General features: G+C 64.9%; 9 protein-coding genes. 6 read left to right on the forward strand and 3 right to left on the reverse strand.

What is annotated here, in order from left to right; translation table 11 throughout:
* The first annotated feature begins 97 nt into the window (after positions 1–97).
* The 3 genes from ACY65G_RS24035 to ACY65G_RS24045 all read left to right on the forward strand — a co-directional run bounded on the left by ACY65G_RS24035 (position 98) and on the right by ACY65G_RS24045 (position 4894).
* Complete coding sequence (locus ACY65G_RS24035) at positions 98–1423, forward strand: MFS transporter (protein ID WP_464999816.1); 1326 nt, start codon at positions 98–100, stop codon at positions 1421–1423.
* 146 nt (positions 1424–1569) lie between these two features.
* Positions 1570–3201: an alpha-D-glucose phosphate-specific phosphoglucomutase gene (locus ACY65G_RS24040; RefSeq protein WP_464999817.1), complete on the forward strand. Its 1632-nt coding sequence runs from the start codon at positions 1570–1572 to the stop codon at positions 3199–3201.
* 25 nt (positions 3202–3226) lie between these two features.
* Positions 3227–4894 carry an alpha-amylase family glycosyl hydrolase gene (locus ACY65G_RS24045; RefSeq protein WP_464999818.1) on the forward strand — a complete coding sequence of 556 codons (1668 nt, stop codon included), beginning with the start codon at positions 3227–3229 and terminating at the stop codon, positions 4892–4894.
* Positions 4895–5122: 228 nt separating this feature from the next.
* Here the strand turns inward: ACY65G_RS24045 and ACY65G_RS24050 are convergent, their stop codons facing one another.
* The 3 genes from ACY65G_RS24050 to ACY65G_RS24060 all read right to left on the reverse strand — a co-directional run bounded on the left by ACY65G_RS24050 (position 5123) and on the right by ACY65G_RS24060 (position 11571).
* Positions 5123–7867: an alpha-1,6-glucosidase domain-containing protein gene (locus tag ACY65G_RS24050; RefSeq protein ID WP_464999819.1), complete on the reverse strand. Its 2745-nt coding sequence runs from the start codon at positions 7865–7867 to the stop codon at positions 5123–5125.
* Positions 7868–7953: 86 nt separating this feature from the next.
* Complete coding sequence (locus ACY65G_RS24055) at positions 7954–9729, reverse strand: methyl-accepting chemotaxis protein (protein ID WP_464999820.1); 1776 nt, start codon at positions 9727–9729, stop codon at positions 7954–7956.
* A 249-nt stretch (positions 9730–9978) separates the two neighbouring features.
* The gene (locus tag ACY65G_RS24060) at positions 9979–11571 is read right to left on the reverse strand and encodes a POT-type proton-dependent oligopeptide transporter (protein WP_464999821.1); all 1593 of its coding nucleotides are present in this window, start codon (positions 11569–11571) and stop codon (positions 9979–9981) included.
* 267 nt (positions 11572–11838) lie between these two features.
* Here ACY65G_RS24060 and ACY65G_RS24065 point away from each other — a divergent pair, with 267 nt between their 5' ends.
* From ACY65G_RS24065 to ACY65G_RS24075, 3 genes are all read left to right on the forward strand, one after another.
* Positions 11839–13470 carry an alpha-glucosidase family protein gene (locus ACY65G_RS24065; RefSeq protein WP_464999822.1) on the forward strand — a complete coding sequence of 544 codons (1632 nt, stop codon included), beginning with the start codon at positions 11839–11841 and terminating at the stop codon, positions 13468–13470.
* Between the two features lie 99 nt (positions 13471–13569).
* Positions 13570–15435: a glucokinase gene (locus ACY65G_RS24070; protein ID WP_464999823.1), complete on the forward strand. Its 1866-nt coding sequence runs from the start codon at positions 13570–13572 to the stop codon at positions 15433–15435.
* 484 nt (positions 15436–15919) lie between these two features.
* The gene (locus tag ACY65G_RS24075) at positions 15920–16474 is read left to right on the forward strand and encodes a PadR family transcriptional regulator (RefSeq protein WP_464999824.1); all 555 of its coding nucleotides are present in this window, start codon (positions 15920–15922) and stop codon (positions 16472–16474) included.
* The last annotated feature ends 51 nt before the right edge of the window (positions 16475–16525 follow it).

Genomic DNA, 16525 nt, shown 5'->3' on the forward strand with positions numbered 1-16525 from the left:
TTTCCCGGTCGTTTTAGGGGTATATCATGCATTGACTGGCGATGATGCCCATGTTATTTTGCTACAAATACAGTAGCGCATAACATCGGAGACGTAGATGCACTCTTCTTCCACCAAACCCCGGCTGTCGTTCTGGCAGTTGTGGAACATGAGCTTCGGCTTTTTCGGCATTCAGTTCGGCTTCGCGCTGCAAAATGCCAATACCAGCCGCATCTTTTCCACGCTGGGCGCCAATCCCGATCAACTGCCGCTGCTCTGGCTGGCGGCGCCGGCCACCGGCCTGCTGGTGCAGCCCATCATCGGCTACCTGTCCGACAATACCTGGCACCCGAAATGGGGCCGCCGCAGGCCGTTCTTCTTCCTTGGCGCCGTGTTCGCGTCGCTGGCGCTGTTCCTGATGCCGAATTCGCAGTCGCTGTGGATGGCGGCCGCCGTGCTGTGGATGATGGATGCCGCGATCAACGTGTCGATGGAACCGTTCCGCGCCTTCGTCGGCGACAAGCTCGATGAGTCGCAGCAGACGGCCGGTTTCGCGATGCAGACCTTCTTCATCGGCTGCGGCGCCGTCATCGCCTCGCTGCTGCCGACCATCTTCACCGACTACCTCGGCGTCAGCAACGTGGCACCCGCCGGTGCGATTCCCGATTCGGTCCGTTACGCCTTCTACGCGGGCGGCACGGTATATCTGCTGGCGGTGCTGTGGACGGTGTTCACCGCCGACGAACTGCCGCCGGAGAACCTGGAAGAGTTCCAGCGCGAGCGCAGCCTGTCCAAGGGGCTGGGCCATGCGCTGGCCGAGATTGTCGGCGGCTTTGGCCGCATGCCGAAGACGATGGTGCAGCTGGCCTCCGTGTCGTTCTTCACCTGGGTCGGTCTCTACACGATGTGGATCTACACCACGGCGTCCGTGGCCGAGAACGTATTCGGCACGACCGACGCCACGTCGGCCGCCTACCAGGCTGCCGGCAACTGGGTCGGCATCATGTTCGCCGTGTACTCCGGCGTCTCCGCGCTGGCCGCGTTCATCCTGCCCGTGCTGGCCCGCCTCACCAGCCGCAAGGCGGTGCACATGGCCTGCCTCGCCATCGGCGGCGTCTCGCTGGCCAGCGTGTTCCAGATCCACGACAAGCAGATGCTGATGCTGCCGATGATCGGCGTGGGCCTCGCCTGGGCCAGCATCCTGACGATGCCGTACGCGATCCTGGCCGGCTCGCTGCCGGCCAAGCGGATGGGCTATTACATGGGCCTCTTCAATTTCTTCGTCGTGATCCCGCAGATCATCGCCGGTGTGGTGCTGGGCTTCGTGATCCGCCACGCGTTCGATGGCCATGCCGCCAGAACGCTGGTGCTGGGCGGCGTCTCGTTGCTGGTGGCCGCCGCGCTGACCGTGTTCGTGAAGGATAACGCGGGGCGCGCGCAGTAGGGCCAACCTGTAAGCGCCAACCTGCAGGCGCGAACCTGCAGGCGCCACTGAAAACGGCTCCTTCGGTCATGAGCCGCGCGCCATCGCGCACTGGATCGCGGTAGGCTGGGATGTTAATCTTCAGGTAACACCACAGCGGAGCAGACATGGCAATTCAGACGATTCAAACCACGCCCGTCGCCGGCCAGCGGCCGGGCACTTCCGGCCTGCGCAAGAAGGTCGGCGTTTTCCAGCAGGCCCACTATCTCGAGAACTTCGTGCAGAGCGTATTCGATACGCTCGGCGACCTTTCCGGCAAGACGCTGGTGCTCGGCGGTGACGGCCGCTTCCACAATCGCGTCGCGATCCAGACCATCCTCAAGATGGCCGCGGCCAATGGCGTGGCGCGCGTGCTGGTGGGAAGGGGCGGCATCCTGTCCACGCCGGCGGTGTCGTGCGTCATTCGCAAGTATGAGGCAATGGGCGGCATCGTCCTGTCGGCCAGCCACAATCCCGGCGGGCCGGATGGCGACTTCGGCATCAAGTACAACATCGGCAATGGCGGCCCGGCACCGGAAGCGGTGACGGAAGGCATCTACCAGCGCACCACCACCATCAACGCCTACCGCATCAGCGATGCGCCCGACCTCGACATCGACCACGGCGGCCGTTCCTACCTGGAGCAGATGCAGGTCGAGGTGATCGACCCGGTCGACGACTACGCGCAGCTGATGGAACAGCTGTTCGACTTCGAGGCGATCCGCGGGCTGTTCGCCAGCGGCTTCCGCATGCGCTTCGATGCGATGCACGCCGTGGCGGGCCCGTATGCGAAGGCGATCATCGAAGGCCGCCTGGGCGCGCCGGCGGGCACCGTGATCAACGCCGTACCGAGCGAGGACTTCGGTGGCGGCCACCCGGACCCGAACCCCGTCAATGCGGCCGAGCTGATCGAACTGATGGCGCGCGACGATGCGCCCGACTTCGGCGCCGCCTCGGACGGCGATGCCGACCGCAACATGATCGTCGGCCGCAAGTTCGACGTCACGCCTTCCGATTCCCTGGCGATCCTGGCCGCGAACGCGCAGGTGGCGCCCGGCTATCGCGGCGGTATCGCCGGCATCGCCCGGTCGATGCCAACGTCGCGCGCGGCCGACCGCGTAGCCGAAGCGCTCGGCGTGCCGTGCTACGAAACGCCGACCGGCTGGAAGTACTTCGGCACGCTGCTCGATGCAGGCCTTGCCACGCTGTGCGGCGAGGAGAGCTACGGCACCGGCTCGAACCACGTGCGCGAGAAAGATGGCGTATGGGCCGTGCTGTTCTGGCTCAACCTGCTGGCGGTGAAGGGCAAGTCCGTGCAGGAAATCGTCGAGGAGCACTGGCAGCGCTTTGGCCGCAATTATTATTCGCGCCACGACTACGAAGCCATCGATGCGCACGCGGCCAAGGTCCTGATGGACGACCTGCGCGTGAAGCTCGCCGCCCTGAAGGGCGTGGAAATGAACCACTACACGGTCGATTACGCCGACGATTTCGAGTACACCGACCCGGTCGACGGCTCGCAGGCATCGCAGCAGGGCATCCGCATCGTGATGACCGATGGCTCGCGCATCGTCTACCGGCTGTCCGGCACCGGCACCGAAGGGGCCACGCTGCGCATCTACCTGGAGCGCTACGAGGCCGATCCCGAGCAGCACCACATTCCCACGCAGCAGGCGCTGGCGGCGCTGATCGCCATTGCCGACAGCGTGGCCAGCATCGCCTACAACACGGGGCGGAGCAATCCCACCGTGATCACTTAATCATCCACACCCCAGGAAAGGTCGCATGAAACTCTCATCTATCGCACTGTCTTTATTGCTGACGACTTCCGGCGCTTCCGCGATTGCGGCGCCGGCGCCGAAGGTGCCGTTCATGTGGGAGAACGCGACCGTATATTTCCTGCTCACCGACCGCTTCGCCAACGGCGACAAGTCGAACGACCTGGCCTATGGCCGGAAGGGCGACGCGGCGCCGCTGCGCGGTTACATGGGCGGCGACCTGAAAGGCCTGACGGCAAAGGTCAAGGAAGGTTATTTCGACAGCCTGGGCGTGAATGCGATCTGGCTCACGCCGCCCGTGGAGCAGATCCATGCCGGCACCGATGAAGGCACCGGCAAGTCGTATGGCTTCCACGGCTACTGGGCGCGCGATTTCACGGCGATCGATGCCAACCTGGGCACCGAGCAGGATTTCCGCGACTTCGTCGACGCGGCCCATGCGCGCGGCATCCGCGTGCTGCTGGACGTGGTGATGAACCACACCGGCCCGGTAACGGATGCCGATCCCGTGTGGCCTGCGGACTGGGTGCGCACGTCGCCCACCTGCACGCACAAGGATGCGCCGACGACGATCTCGTGCACGCTGGTGGACAATCTGCCGGACGTCCGCACGGAAAGCGATACGCCGGTGGCGCTGCCTGCGGCACTTGTCGAAAAATGGAAGAAGGAAGGGCGCTACGAGCGCGAGGCGAAGGAGCTGGACGACTTCTTCGCCCGCACCGGCTACCCGCGGGCGCCGCGCTACTACCTGATGAAATGGCACGCGGACTGGGTGCGCAAGTACGGCCTCGACGGCTATCGCGCCGACACCGTCAAGCATACCGAGGCCGGTGTGTGGAAGGAACTGCGCACCGTTACCGAGGCGGCGCATGCCGAATGGAAGAAGGCCAATCCGGGCAAGGTGCTCGGCGACGGCAAGTTCTTCACCGTGGCCGAGGTGTACAACTATGCCATCGCCCATGGCCGCGAGTTCGACATGGGCGGCGGCGTGAAGACCGACTTCTACGCGAACGGCTTCGACAGCATGATCAACTTCAGCCTGCCCGGCGACGGCAAGGGCGATTACGACAGCATCTTTGCGAAATTCTCGGCGCAGCTGCATGGCCCGCTGAAGGGCAAGTCGGTGCTGAACTACATGGACTCGCACGACGACGCCAACGCCTTCGATGCGGCGCGCGTCAAGCCGTTCGAGACCGCGAACAAGCTGCTGCTGGCGCCGGGCGCCGCGCAGGTCTACTACGGCGACGAAACCGCCCGGCGGCTCGACATTGCCGAAGCTGTTGGCGACGCAAAGCTGCGCTCGTTCATGAACTGGGACGAGCTGTCATCGAACGCCGCGCGCGACGGCTACCGCATCGCCGACGTGCGCGCGCACTGGGCCAAGCTGGGCCAGTTCCGGCGCGCCCACGTGTCGATCGGCGCCGGCGTGCATGCGAAACTGGCCGATGCGCCGTACACGTTCTCGCGCACGTTCAGTGGTGGCGGCGCCAGCGACAAGGTGGTGGTGGCGCTGGACGTCCCGGTCGGCAAGCCGGTCGAGATCAAGGTCGGCGGCATCTTCGCCAACGGCACCAAGGTGCGCGACGCCTATGCCGGCACTACCTACACCGTCGCCAACGGCGCCGTGCGCACCGGCGGCAAGTTCAGCACCGTCCTCCTCGAGCCCCTGCGCTGATCTTGCCTGGAAAATAGGGACGGACCCCATTTTCCAGGCAATATTTCCAGAAAACGGGGTCTGACCCCGGTTTCAGGAAATATTTCTCAAACGGTATTTCCCCTCATTATTCTCTGCAAGATTTTTAGCAGCCAAAAGCCGCAGTTCGCGGCTTTTAGCGTTTACAAAAAGGTTTATTGCCAAAAATCGGGGACAGTCCCCGAATTCGGGCAACAGTTTTTGTGGGGTTTATTCCACAAACACGACGGCGGTGCGGGCGGGGATGGTAAAGCGGCCGGTGGTCGCGTCGTAGCGGGCTTCGCGGGCGCGCGGGTCGGCGGCGGCAGGGGAGGCTTGCACGGGGTGCAGCTTCCATGTGCGGCCGGCTTCCTGCGGCACCACGATCGATTGCGCGGTCTTGTCGACGTTGAGCAGGTACAGCACGGCCTTGAAGCCGGCGCCTTCGTAGCCGGTGCCGTCGAGGCGGCCGGCGATCACGGTGGGGACCTGGGCGGGGCCGGTGTTGTGGAAGCGCAGGCGCTGTTTCACGTCGGCGGCGCTGCGCAACCGGAACAGCGTGCTGCTGGTGCGGATGGCCAACAGGTCGCGGAAGGCGTCGCGGGTGAACGCGATATCGGCGGGCGCGGGCTTGAAGGCGGGGTTGGCCAGCAGCGGCTGGAACAGCGCGTAATCCTTGCCGTTGTCGGCCGCGGGTGGCAGGCCGGTGCCGAAATGATTGTCGCGGTAGGTCCAGTCCAGCCGGTTGAACCAGTCGCCCGATTCGAAGCTGTTGCGGTCCAGCGATTTCGATCGCAGGATGTCGAAGCCGGCGTGGAAGTAGGCCACGCCCTGGCTGAACGCGTTGATTGCGGCGGCCAGTACCTGCACGCGGGCGCGGTCGGCCGTCGAGGTCGACGCGGGCAGCCGCAGCACGTTCAGGTCGTACAGCGTCTGGTTGTCGTGGTTCTCCACGTAGTTCACCACCTCGCCCGGTTCGCTCGCGTAGCCGGCCGGCTGGCCTCCGTAGTCGATGCGCTGCAGTTCGCGGATCTCGCCCGTGTGCGTTGGCAGCGGGTACGTGCGCAGCGTGCCGGCCAGACCCGCCTTGATGAGGTCCGCCGCCTTCAGCAGGTCCGCGGGGGCGCGGGAGGCGCCTTCGTTGGCGTCGTACACCAGCCCGTTGACATAGCCCTGGCGCGTGATCATGTCCCGCCCGGCATCGCCGGCGCCGCCGCCGCGTACCGCGTCGCGGCCACGGTCGCTGAAGGTGCCGATGCCGCTGCCGTTCAGCGACAGCTGCGATGCCTGCACGAAGCGCTTGCCGTCGGCTACCTCGCCGAAGTTCCACCCTTCGCCGATCAGGTGCACGTGCCGGCCGGCGGCCGCGTTCACGCGGCGCTGCAGCGTTTCCATGACGGCGCGCGGCTGGTGGCCCATCAGGTCGAAGCGGAACGAGTCGATGTGGTAGGCCTGCGTCCACAGCACGCTCGAATCGACCATCAGCTTGCCCATCATGCGGTGCTCGGTGGCCGTGTTCTCGCAGCAGGTGGAGCGCTCGATCACGCCTTTCGCATCGAGGCGGTGGTAGTAGCCGGGCACCACGCGGTCCAGCACGGATTTTTCGTCCTGGCCGGCCGTGTAGGTGTGGTTGTAGACGACGTCCATGCCCACGCGCAGGCCGGCGCCATGCAGCGCCATCACCATCTGGCGCAGTTCCAGCACGCGCTTGCCGCCGTCAGCCGGATCGGTACTGTAGCTGCCTTCCGGCGCGTTGTAGTGGTAGGGGTCGTAGCCCCAGTTGTAGCAGTCCGCCAGCTTGCTCGCGCCGATGAGCTTTTGCTGGGCGTCGCTGTCCGCCGCGCCGGCCGGCGCCGGCGTCACGCAGCCCTTCTCGGGAATGCTGCCGATGTCGTACACGGGCAGCAGGTGCACATCCGTGAGCCCGGCCTGCGAGAGTGCGCGCAGGTGCTTCATGCCGTCCGAACCCGATTCGAGGAAGGCCGTGTACTTGCCGCGGTTCGCCGGGCTCACGGTCGCGTCGCCGATCGAGAAATCGCGCACGTGCAGTTCGTAGATCGACATGTCGGGCTGCGCGCGTACCTTGGCGGGCGGCGCAGCCTTGTCCCAGCCGGCCGGCTTCAGGCGCGGCGCCGACAGGTCGGCGATGTAGCTGCGCCGCGAATCGGTGGTGAGGCTGACGGAATACGGATCGGTGACGAGGTTGCGCACGATGCCGGCGCCAGGCACGGTCACGTCCACCGCGTAGCGGTAGTACTTGCCATCCAGGTTGCCGGCCAGCGTGGCGGACCAGATGCCGGTCTTCGGATCGAAGCGCAGGGGCGCCGCGGCGCGCGAGGGGCCGGTGCCCTTGTCGTAGGTGCAGACGGACACCCGCTGCGCGGTCGGTGCCCACAGCTTGAATGTGGTGCCCTTCGCGCGCGGCGTGGCGCCCAGGTCCGGTACCGCTTCCGCCGCCGCGTACAGGTCGTCGAGCGCACCGGCCACCTGCACCCGCGTGGCGTCGAGCACGGTGCCGTCCGCGGCTTCGTTCACCAGCAGAAGCTGGCCGCGGTGCAGGCCGGCGATATTGGTCACGTCGGCGACATCGGCTTCGCGCAGCGCGAACACAGGGCCTTCGCCCAGGTAGCGCAGGCGTTCGGGCATGGCGGTGGGCGTCGCGTCGACTGCGAGGAAACCGTCGGCGCCGCCGACCTTGCTGCCGGCCGGTGCCGTCAATGAAGCGTGCCGCGCGTGGTACAGCCGCACGCGTGCGTCGGCGCGGGCGCCGGGCCAGGCCAGCGTGCGCCGGTCGATCCAGGCTGCGCGTGCATCGAACGACGCGGCGCTGGGGGAGAGTATGGTCTGGAATCCGTCGCCATCGCAGAGGGCGGCGGATGAAGAAGCGGCGTGCGCGGCACCCGCGCCGGCGATGGCGCTGGCAAGTGCCGCGGCAACGGCAAGGCGCAGCGCGCGGCTGCGGTATTGATGGTCCATGCGTCCCCCTGTTTCGATGGGGACGTATGGTAAAGGAAGCTTGCGACTACAGCCATGCTGTAGTCGCACCATTCATCCGTGGCGGATCAGAACTCTTCCCAGTCGGTCTCGGAACCCACGGTCACGGGCGCCTTGCGGGCGGTCGGTGCCGCCTTGGCGGCGGCTGGCCGGGTGCTTGCCGCCGGCAGCGCGGGGCGGGCGGCAGGTTTTGCCACCGGGCTTGCGGCCAACCTTGCGGCAGGCTTGGCGGCAGGCTTGGTGGCAGGCAGGCGCGTGGCCGGTGCCTGGGAAGCACCCTGTGCCACCGTGAACGTGCCCACCAGCTCGGCCAGGCGGCGCGCCTGTTCCTGCATCGACTCGGAAGCGGCGCTCGCCTGTTCCACCAGCGCGGCGTTCTGCTGCGTCACTTCGTCCATCTGCGTGATCGCCACGTTCACCTGGTCGATGCCGCTGCTCTGCTCGCGGCTGGCCGACGAGATTTCCGCCATGATGTCCGTCACGCGCTGCACGCTGCCGACCACTTCGTTCATCGTGGCACCAGCCTGGCCCACCAGCTGCGTGCCCAGGCCGACCTTGTCGACGGAGTCGTCGATCAGCGCCTTGATTTCCTTGGCGGCGGTGGCGGAACGGTGCGCCAGGTTGCGCACTTCGCTGGCCACCACGGCGAAGCCGCGGCCCTGTTCGCCGGCACGCGCCGCCTCGACGGCCGCGTTCAGCGCCAGGATATTGGTCTGGAACGCGATGCCGTCGATGACGGAAATGATGTCGACGATCTTCTTCGCGGACGCATCGATCGCGCCCATCGTGTCCACCACCTGCGCCACCACGGCGCCGCCCTGGGCGGCAACCGTGGACGCCGAGGCGGCCATGGCGCTGGCCTGCTGCGCGTTCTCGGCGTTCTGGCGCACGGTCGACGTCAGTTCTTCCATCGACGATGCGGTTTCTTCCAGCGAGCTGGCCTGCTCTTCGGTGCGCGACGACAGGTCCAGGTTGCCTGCCGAGACTTCGGCCGCGGCGGTGGCGATCGTGTCGGTACCGGTGCGCACTTCGGTGACGATGGCGGCCAGCTTGTCGCGCATGTTACGCATGGCGAACATCATGCTGGCGGTATCGCCTGCCTTCACCGGCACGTCCACCGTCAGGTCGCCATCGGCGATGCGGGCGGCAATCGCTGCCGCGTCGTTCGGTTCGCCGCCCAGCTGCTTGAGCAGTGCACGCGTGATCGTCACGGCCGCCACGACACCCACGACGAGCGCCAGCGCCGCCAGGGACAGCATCAGCGTCACGGCGCTCCGGTACGCATCCTTTGCCGCCTCGGCATCTTCCTTGTTCAGCTTGGTCTCGAGCTGGATCAGCTGGGTCATCGCCGTTTGCCACGCGATCTGTACGGGGCGCACCTTCTCCATCAATACCTTGGTTGCCGCCTCGGATTCATTGGCGAGGCCCAGCTTCTCGGCTTCGGCCATCAGCGGCATGGCCATGCGTTCCTGTTCACGGATCGTGGCGAACAGCGTCTTTTCTTCCGGCGCGGTATCCGGGGCCTCAAGGGATTTCTCCAGCAGGGAGATCCTTTGCGCATACATCTTTTCCAGCTCGCGCATGCGCTCCGCTTCCGGACGCATGACGTTCATGTCGCTCAGCAGTGCCAGGTTGCGCAGGATGATCGCGCGTTCCATCAGGCTGTCCTGCAAGGCGCCGATATTGGAAATCTGCGTGTTGTTGAAATCGGTGATGTTATTCACACGCTCCTGCATCGAGCGCATTTTCATCAGGCCCGCGCCCACGATGACCAGCAGCAGTACAAGGACGATCGCATAGCCCAGCGCCAGCCGGGTGCCGACTTTCATATTCTTGAAGTTCATGGTTTTCCGTTCGGTATCGACGACCGCAAGAAAAGCGAAGGCGGTCAAATGGGGCCGGCGGCGCGTGGACTGGGCGAAGCCGGATGGCACTTTGGTAGTGCCTTCGGGCAATTATATGAGAATTTCCGTGTGGAACGATCGTGCGGATCGGGAGTTTGTTGCGTAAGTGCCGCAGGAAAGGTCACAATTTCCGTATCTGCTACCGGTACTTCATCGACGGGATGGCGCACCGGTAGCGATCATGATATTTCAGGCAATGCCCACCTGCGCCCGGTAGTTGTCGACCATCTTGTAGCGCCGCGCATACAGGCCGAACGCCACGGCCGTCAGCGCCGCGAAGCCGGCAAAGAAGAACATCTGGAAAGCGATCACCGAGAGCCCCGTGTCGCCGATATGGCCCAGCACCATGTCGTTCTTCACGCTCGCGTTCACGATCAGCACCCACAGGTTGCCCACGGTGACGGCCAGCGTCCAGAAACTCATGATCGATCCCTTCATCGACACCGGTGCCTGGCTGTAGGCGAATTCCAGCCCGGTTGCCGAAACGAGCACCTCGCCCATCGTCAGCAGCGCATAGGGCGCAAGCTGCCACAGGATCGACATGGGCGTGCCGGCATCCATCGACACCTGGATCCAGCCGATCACCAGCCAGGACACGGCGGAGAAGGCGATGCCGGCCGTCATGCGGCGCAGTGCGGTCGGTTCCACGCCGCCTTTGCGCAGCAGCGGGTAGATCACCAGGTTGTTGAACGGGATCAGCAGCATGACCAGCGCCGGGTTCACGGCCTGCATCTGCGCCGGCAGGATCCGGAATTCCCAGTCGAACAGGCTCAGCACGGGGCTCGTCATGGCATTGGCCTGCACGATCCATGTCGATGCCTTCTGGTCGAACAGCGACCAGAACGGCGTGACCAGGGCGAAGACGACGAGGATGCGCAGCACGGCGCGCACGCCTTCCACCGCTTCATCGGGGTGATGGCCGCGAGCCCGTTCCAGCTGCATCGCGGTGCCGATGCCGCCGAAGGCCAGCAGCAGCACCAGTGCCGTGCAGGCGGCGATCACGAATCCCCACGAGAACGACATCAGCAGCGAAGCCACGGCGCCAGCCGCGCCGATGGCGGCCACTACCAGGCCGGGACGGCCCTGGCCCGGCTTTTTCGCCAGCAGCGCAGTGCGCGCCACGCGCGTGAGTGAATCGGGGCTGGGTGGCGCCGGTGGCACGTGCACGTATTTCTTGTTACCCAGCCAGAAAATAAGGGTGGCCAGGGCCATCAGCAGGCCCGGGATGCCGAAGGCCACGGAAGGGCCGTAGTTCTTCAGGAACAGGGGCATCAGCAGCGACGCGAAGAACGAACCGAAGTTGATGATCCAGTAGAAGGCATCGTAGACGACCTTGGCGCGCTTCTTGTTGGTCTGGTCGAACTGGTCGCCCACGAAGGCCGACACCAGCGGCTTGATGCCGCCCGCACCCAGCGCGATCAGGAACAGGCCGAAGTAGAAGCCCGTGAGGTTGTCCTCGAAGATCGCCAGGCAGGCGTGGCCCGCCACATAGACGAGGCTGAGCCAGAAAATCGTGTTGTATTTGCCGAAGAAGCGGTCGGCGAGGAAGCCGCCCAGCAGCGGGAAGAAATACACGCCGATGACGAACGTGTGGAACACGTGCTTCGCCTCGCCCGTGCGGTCTTCCAGCGGAATGAACAGCAGCAGGGTACTGATCAGGAAAGGCGTCAGGATATTGCGCATCCCATAGAAGGAAAAGCGTTCGGCCCCTTCGTTGGCGATGATGTACGGTATCTGGCGCGGCAGCGGACCGGAGCCCGCTTCGTGGGTGGCGTTTGCCATGGATAGCCTTCTCGAATTGTGGATGGACGCGATGCTATGTCGAATACGGTTGTGCTGGCAATGCCCCGGCCGGCGCACCGCGAACAATCTCTGTTAAAAGTGATGTAGTTTGACTACGGTAGTGCAAGCATATTTTTCGGCAATTTTTACTTAAGTCATTGATTATTAAGGAGGGAGTGCAACTACGTCGTAAAGGAGGTCCGTTGAACTATTCATACGCTTCATGTATATTCTCGACAAATCTCTTCAACCTTTTCGGAACCTCCCATGAGTCAGCCCACGACCACGTCCCTGTCTTCGACCTGGTGGCAGGAAGCCATCATTTATCAGGTGTACCCGCGCAGCTATCTCGACACGAATGGCGATGGCGTGGGCGACCTGAACGGCATTACCGACCGCCTCGACTACATCGCGAAGCTGGGCGTGGACATCGTGTGGATTTCGCCCTTCTTCAAGTCGCCGATGAAGGACTTCGGCTACGACATCGCCGATTACTGCGACGTGGATCCGCTGTTCGGTACGCTGGCCGATTTCGACCGGCTGATCGCGAAAGCCCATTCCGTGGGCGTGAAGATCATGATCGACCAGGTGATGAGCCATTGCTCGGAGCAGCACCCGTGGTTCGTGGAAAGCCGGTCGAGCCGCGACAATCCGAAGGCCGACTGGTTCGTGTGGGCCGACCCGCTGCCGGACGGGAATCCGCCGAACAACTGGCTGTCGATCTTCGGCGGCTCGGCGTGGCAATGGGATTCGCGCCGCAAGCAGTACTACATGCACAACTTCCTCACCAGCCAGCCGGACCTGAACTTCCACAACCCGGAAGTGCAGCAGGCCATGCTGGACAGCCTGCGCTTCTGGCTGCAGCGCGGCGTGGATGGCGTGCGGCTCGACGCGGTCACGTTCCACTTCCATGACAAGGAGCTGCGCAGCAATGCGCCGGCCACCGTGCGCGACACGGCCACCGTGACGGACGTGAACCCGTATGGCATGCAGGCGCACGTGTACGACAAGTGCCGCCCCGAGAACGTGCCGTTCCTGCGGCGCGTGCGCCAGGTGCTCGACGAGTTCGGCGCGGTGTCGATCGGCGAAGTGGGCGCGGACGATGCGCTGGCCTTCATGGCCGAATACACGGCCGGTGGCGACAAGCTGCACATGGCCTACAGTTTCAACCTGCTGACCGAAGACCATTCGGCGCGCCACATCCGCACGCAGGTGGAGGATTTCAAGCGCCGAGTGAAGGATGGCTGGGCCTCCTGGTCGGTGGGCAACCACGACGTGCCGCGCGTGGCCACGCGCTGGGGTGCCGGCAAGGATCCCGCCGCTTTCGGCAAGCTGGCGCTGGCGATGCAGCTGTCGCTGAAGGGCACGCCGTGCCTGTACCAGGGCGACGAGCTGGCGTTCACCGAGGCCGACGTGCCATATGAGCTGATCCAGGACCCGTACGGCATCACGTTCTGGCCCGAGTTCAAGGGCCGCGACGGCTGCCGCACGCCGATCGCATGGACCGATGGAGAAAACGGCGGCTTCACGACCGGCAAGCCCTGGCTGCCGGTGGCGCCGGAGCACATCGCCGCCGCGGCTTCCGTGCAGGAAGCGAACGCGCAATCGCCGCTGAACTTCGCGCGCCGGCTGATCGCCTGGCGCCGCACGATGCCGCAACTGACGCGCGGCGACATCGAATTCCTCGATGCGCCCGAACCCGTGCTGGCATTCCGGCGCACGCTGGCCGGCGAGCGTTCCGTGCTGTGCGTGTTCAACCTGGGCGGCGAAGACGTGACGTTCACGCTGCCGCAGGCCAGGGGCGCGCAGGAGATCGGCGAAGCCGGCCTGCCGGGCAGTGTCGTCGATGGCATCGTCAACCTGCCGGCCTGCGGCGGGTGGTACGGGTACGAAGGCTGACGAACCGCCGCAAAGGCGGGTGCGCTTTTTCAGCGCGCCCGTTTCGGGTATGCTGCGACCTCGCCCGCATGAGCGAAGCAACAAGTAAAAGAGAGCGAGATGAGACAAGTGGAAGTGGAACAGAAACTGGGACGTGCCGCATTTGCCGACGGCCCGCGGCTGCTGGCCGACATCGGCGCCACGCATGCGCGCTTCGCGCTGCAGACGGGGCCCGGCGAGTACCAAGCCGTGCGCGTGCTGCAATGCGACGACTACACCGGCATCGTTCCGCTGCTGCGCAGCTATCTCGCCGACCATCCCGGCATCAACCTGAATCACGGTGCGCTGGCGCTGGCGAACCCGGTGCATGGCGACTATATCCGCATGACGAACCGCGACTGGCAGTTCTCGACGGATGAAGTGCGCCGCGAACTGGGCTTGCACACGCTGCTGGTGGTGAACGACTTCACCGCACTGGCAATGGCGATTCCCGGCCTGAAACCGACCGACCTGATGCAGGTGGGCGGCGGCGTGCCGGCGGCGAACTCCGTCATCGGCGTGCTCGGCCCCGGCACGGGCCTGGGCTGCTCGGGCGTGATTCCCACCGTGGACGGTTTCGTCACGCTCGGTTCCGAAGGCGGCCACAACAACTTCGCGCCGGCGGACGAGCGCGAATACGCGATCCTGCAATACGCGTGGCAAACGTGGTCGCACGTGTCGAACGAGCGCCTGATTTCCGGCCCAGGCATGGAGATCATCTACCGCGCGCTGGCCCGGCGCAACGGCCTGCAGGTGCGCGACCTCACGTCGCAACAGATCATTTCCGGCGCCCTGAAGGACAAGGATGCCTTGTGCATCGAGGTTCTCGAATGCTTCTGCGCGATGCTGGGCGGCGCGGCCGCGAACCTGGCCGTCACGCTCGGTTCGTTCGGCGGCATCTTCATCGGTGGCGGCATCGTGCCGCGCATGGGCGACTGGTTCCTCGCGTCGCCGTTCCGTACCCGTTTCGAGGCCAAGGGCCGCTTCTCGTCCTACCTGGCCGAGATTCCCACCTACGTGATCACCACGCCGAACCCGGCGTTCTATGGGGTGGCCACGATCCTCTCGGAACACCTGCGCGGCCGCAGCGGCGCCAACACGCTGATGGAACGCGTGCAGACCCTGCTGCGCGAGCTGACGCCGGCCGAGCAGCGCGTGGCGCAACTGGTGCTGGAGCAGCCCCGCCTCGTGCTGAACGAGCCGATCGCCGATATCGCGCGGCTGGCCGAAGTGTCGCAGCCGACCGTGATCCGCTTCTGCCGCTCGCTGGGCTTCACGGGACTTGCCGACTTCAAGCTGAAATTCGCCAGCAGCCTGACGGGCGCGATCCCCGTGCGCCACAGCCAGGTGCGCAACAGCGACAGCACGCACGACCTGTCGGCCAAGGTGGTCGACAACACCGTGTCGGCAATCCTCAAGTTCCGCGACCAGCTCGACGTGCGCGCGATCGACCGCGCCATCGCCCTCGTGGCCAAGGCCAAGAAGGTGGAGTTCTACGCGATGGGCAATTCGCGCGTGGTGGGGCTGGACGGGCAGCACAAGTTCTTCCGCTTCCGCATTCCCACAGCGTCGTATGGCGACTCGCACCTGCTGTCGCTGGCGGCGGAATTGCTGCAGCCGGGCGATGTGGTCATCGCCATCTCGAATTCGGGCCGCCTGCCGGAACTGCTGGAGGCCGTGGACACGGCGCGCGCGGCGGGCGCGGATGTCATCGCCATCACCGCCAGCCAGTCGCCGCTGGCCAAGAAGGCCAGCGTGTGCCTGGCCGTGGACCACAGCGAGGACAGCACGACGTTCCTGTCGATGATCTCGCGCATCCTGCAACTGCTGCTGATCGACATCCTCACCGTGGGCATCTCGCTGGACGAGCAGAACAAGTCGCTCGTGCTGGAAGGGAAGGGTGCGGCCAATGGCCAGCGCCTGCAGATTTCCCACCTGGACAGCTGATCCACTCCCCAATAAAAAACGCCGGGTTTCCCCGGCGTTTTTTTTATCCGCTGCTTCAGTAGCGGCGGCGCACAGTCTGCGCCGGTGCCCGGTTCAGCATCCGTGCCTGGACTTTTTTCCAGATGAAGCCGGCAATCGCCATCATGATCATCTTGCGCATACATCCTCCTGTTGGTTGGTTCCATTGCACGCGGCATGGCACGATGCCTGCCGCGGCGGTGAGCCAACGATACCGGAAATGAAAAATTGCGAGCGCAGCATAAGAACTGCACCACTGCCCGGTTCGTGTCCACCCTGGGGTCAACCCCATTTTCGGACACGAACTCATCTTTAGGCCACTTATGGCATTTAATGGCAGAGTCCGTGTCCACTTTTGGGGTTGACCCCATGGTGGACACGGGCTCGGCCATGGAAAAATGTGCTTGCACTCTGGCGTAGAAAGTTTAAGATATATCTTATTGCGATATATCTTAAGGAGTCTCACATGTTCCACAAATTCCGACACCATGGCCCGCGTTCGCACGAACATCACCATCACCGCGGCCCTTATGGCGGCCAGGGCGGTCCGGGCGGCGGCCATGGCGGCAGGGGGCCGCGCATGTTCGATGCGGGCGCCATGCGCTATGTCGTGCTGCAATTGATCGCGGAGAAGCCGCGCCACGGCTATGAAATCATCAAGGAGCTGGAAGGGCGCGTGGGTGGCGGGTATGCGCCCAGCCCGGGGGCGATCTACCCATTGATGGCGATGCTGTACGAACTGGGCCACGTATCGATCAGCAGCGAAGGCAACAAGAAGCTGCACTCGATCACGCCGGAAGGGCAGGCGTTCCTGGACGAGAACCGGCAGATGGTCGATGCGCTGATGGCGCGCATGTCCGAGCCGGGCAGTGGTGGCCGCGACAACCTGCGCTCGGTGATGCACGAGCTGAAGCATGTCGTCATCGAGAAGGGCCGCGACCCGGCCGCCCCGCAGGATCGCGGCGAGCGGATCGCGGCGATCCTGCGCCGCGCCGCGGAAGAAATCCGGCAACTGGCATAACACGAGGTAGCGAACCGGCGGGAGTGCCGCTCCCGCCGCCCAACAAGAAAA

The organism is Pseudoduganella sp. jia 12 (genome assembly GCF_055502675.1).

What these genes read in the sequence shown, in the direction of transcription:
- ACY65G_RS24075 (WP_464999824.1), top strand. Translation starts at nt 15,920, where the DNA reads ATGTTCCACAAATTCCGACACCATGGCCCGCGTTCGCACGAACATCAC.
- ACY65G_RS24045 (WP_464999818.1), top strand. Translation starts at nt 3,227, where the DNA reads ATGAAACTCTCATCTATCGCACTGTCTTTATTGCTGACGACTTCCGGC.
- ACY65G_RS24060 (WP_464999821.1), bottom strand. Translation starts at nt 11,571, where the DNA reads ATGGCAAACGCCACCCACGAAGCGGGCTCCGGTCCGCTGCCGCGCCAG.
- ACY65G_RS24035 (WP_464999816.1), top strand. Translation starts at nt 98, where the DNA reads ATGCACTCTTCTTCCACCAAACCCCGGCTGTCGTTCTGGCAGTTGTGG.
- ACY65G_RS24055 (WP_464999820.1), bottom strand. Translation starts at nt 9,729, where the DNA reads ATGAACTTCAAGAATATGAAAGTCGGCACCCGGCTGGCGCTGGGCTAT.
- ACY65G_RS24065 (WP_464999822.1), top strand. Translation starts at nt 11,839, where the DNA reads ATGAGTCAGCCCACGACCACGTCCCTGTCTTCGACCTGGTGGCAGGAA.
- ACY65G_RS24040 (WP_464999817.1), top strand. Translation starts at nt 1,570, where the DNA reads ATGGCAATTCAGACGATTCAAACCACGCCCGTCGCCGGCCAGCGGCCG.
- ACY65G_RS24070 (WP_464999823.1), top strand. Translation starts at nt 13,570, where the DNA reads ATGAGACAAGTGGAAGTGGAACAGAAACTGGGACGTGCCGCATTTGCC.
- ACY65G_RS24050 (WP_464999819.1), bottom strand. Translation starts at nt 7,867, where the DNA reads ATGGACCATCAATACCGCAGCCGCGCGCTGCGCCTTGCCGTTGCCGCG.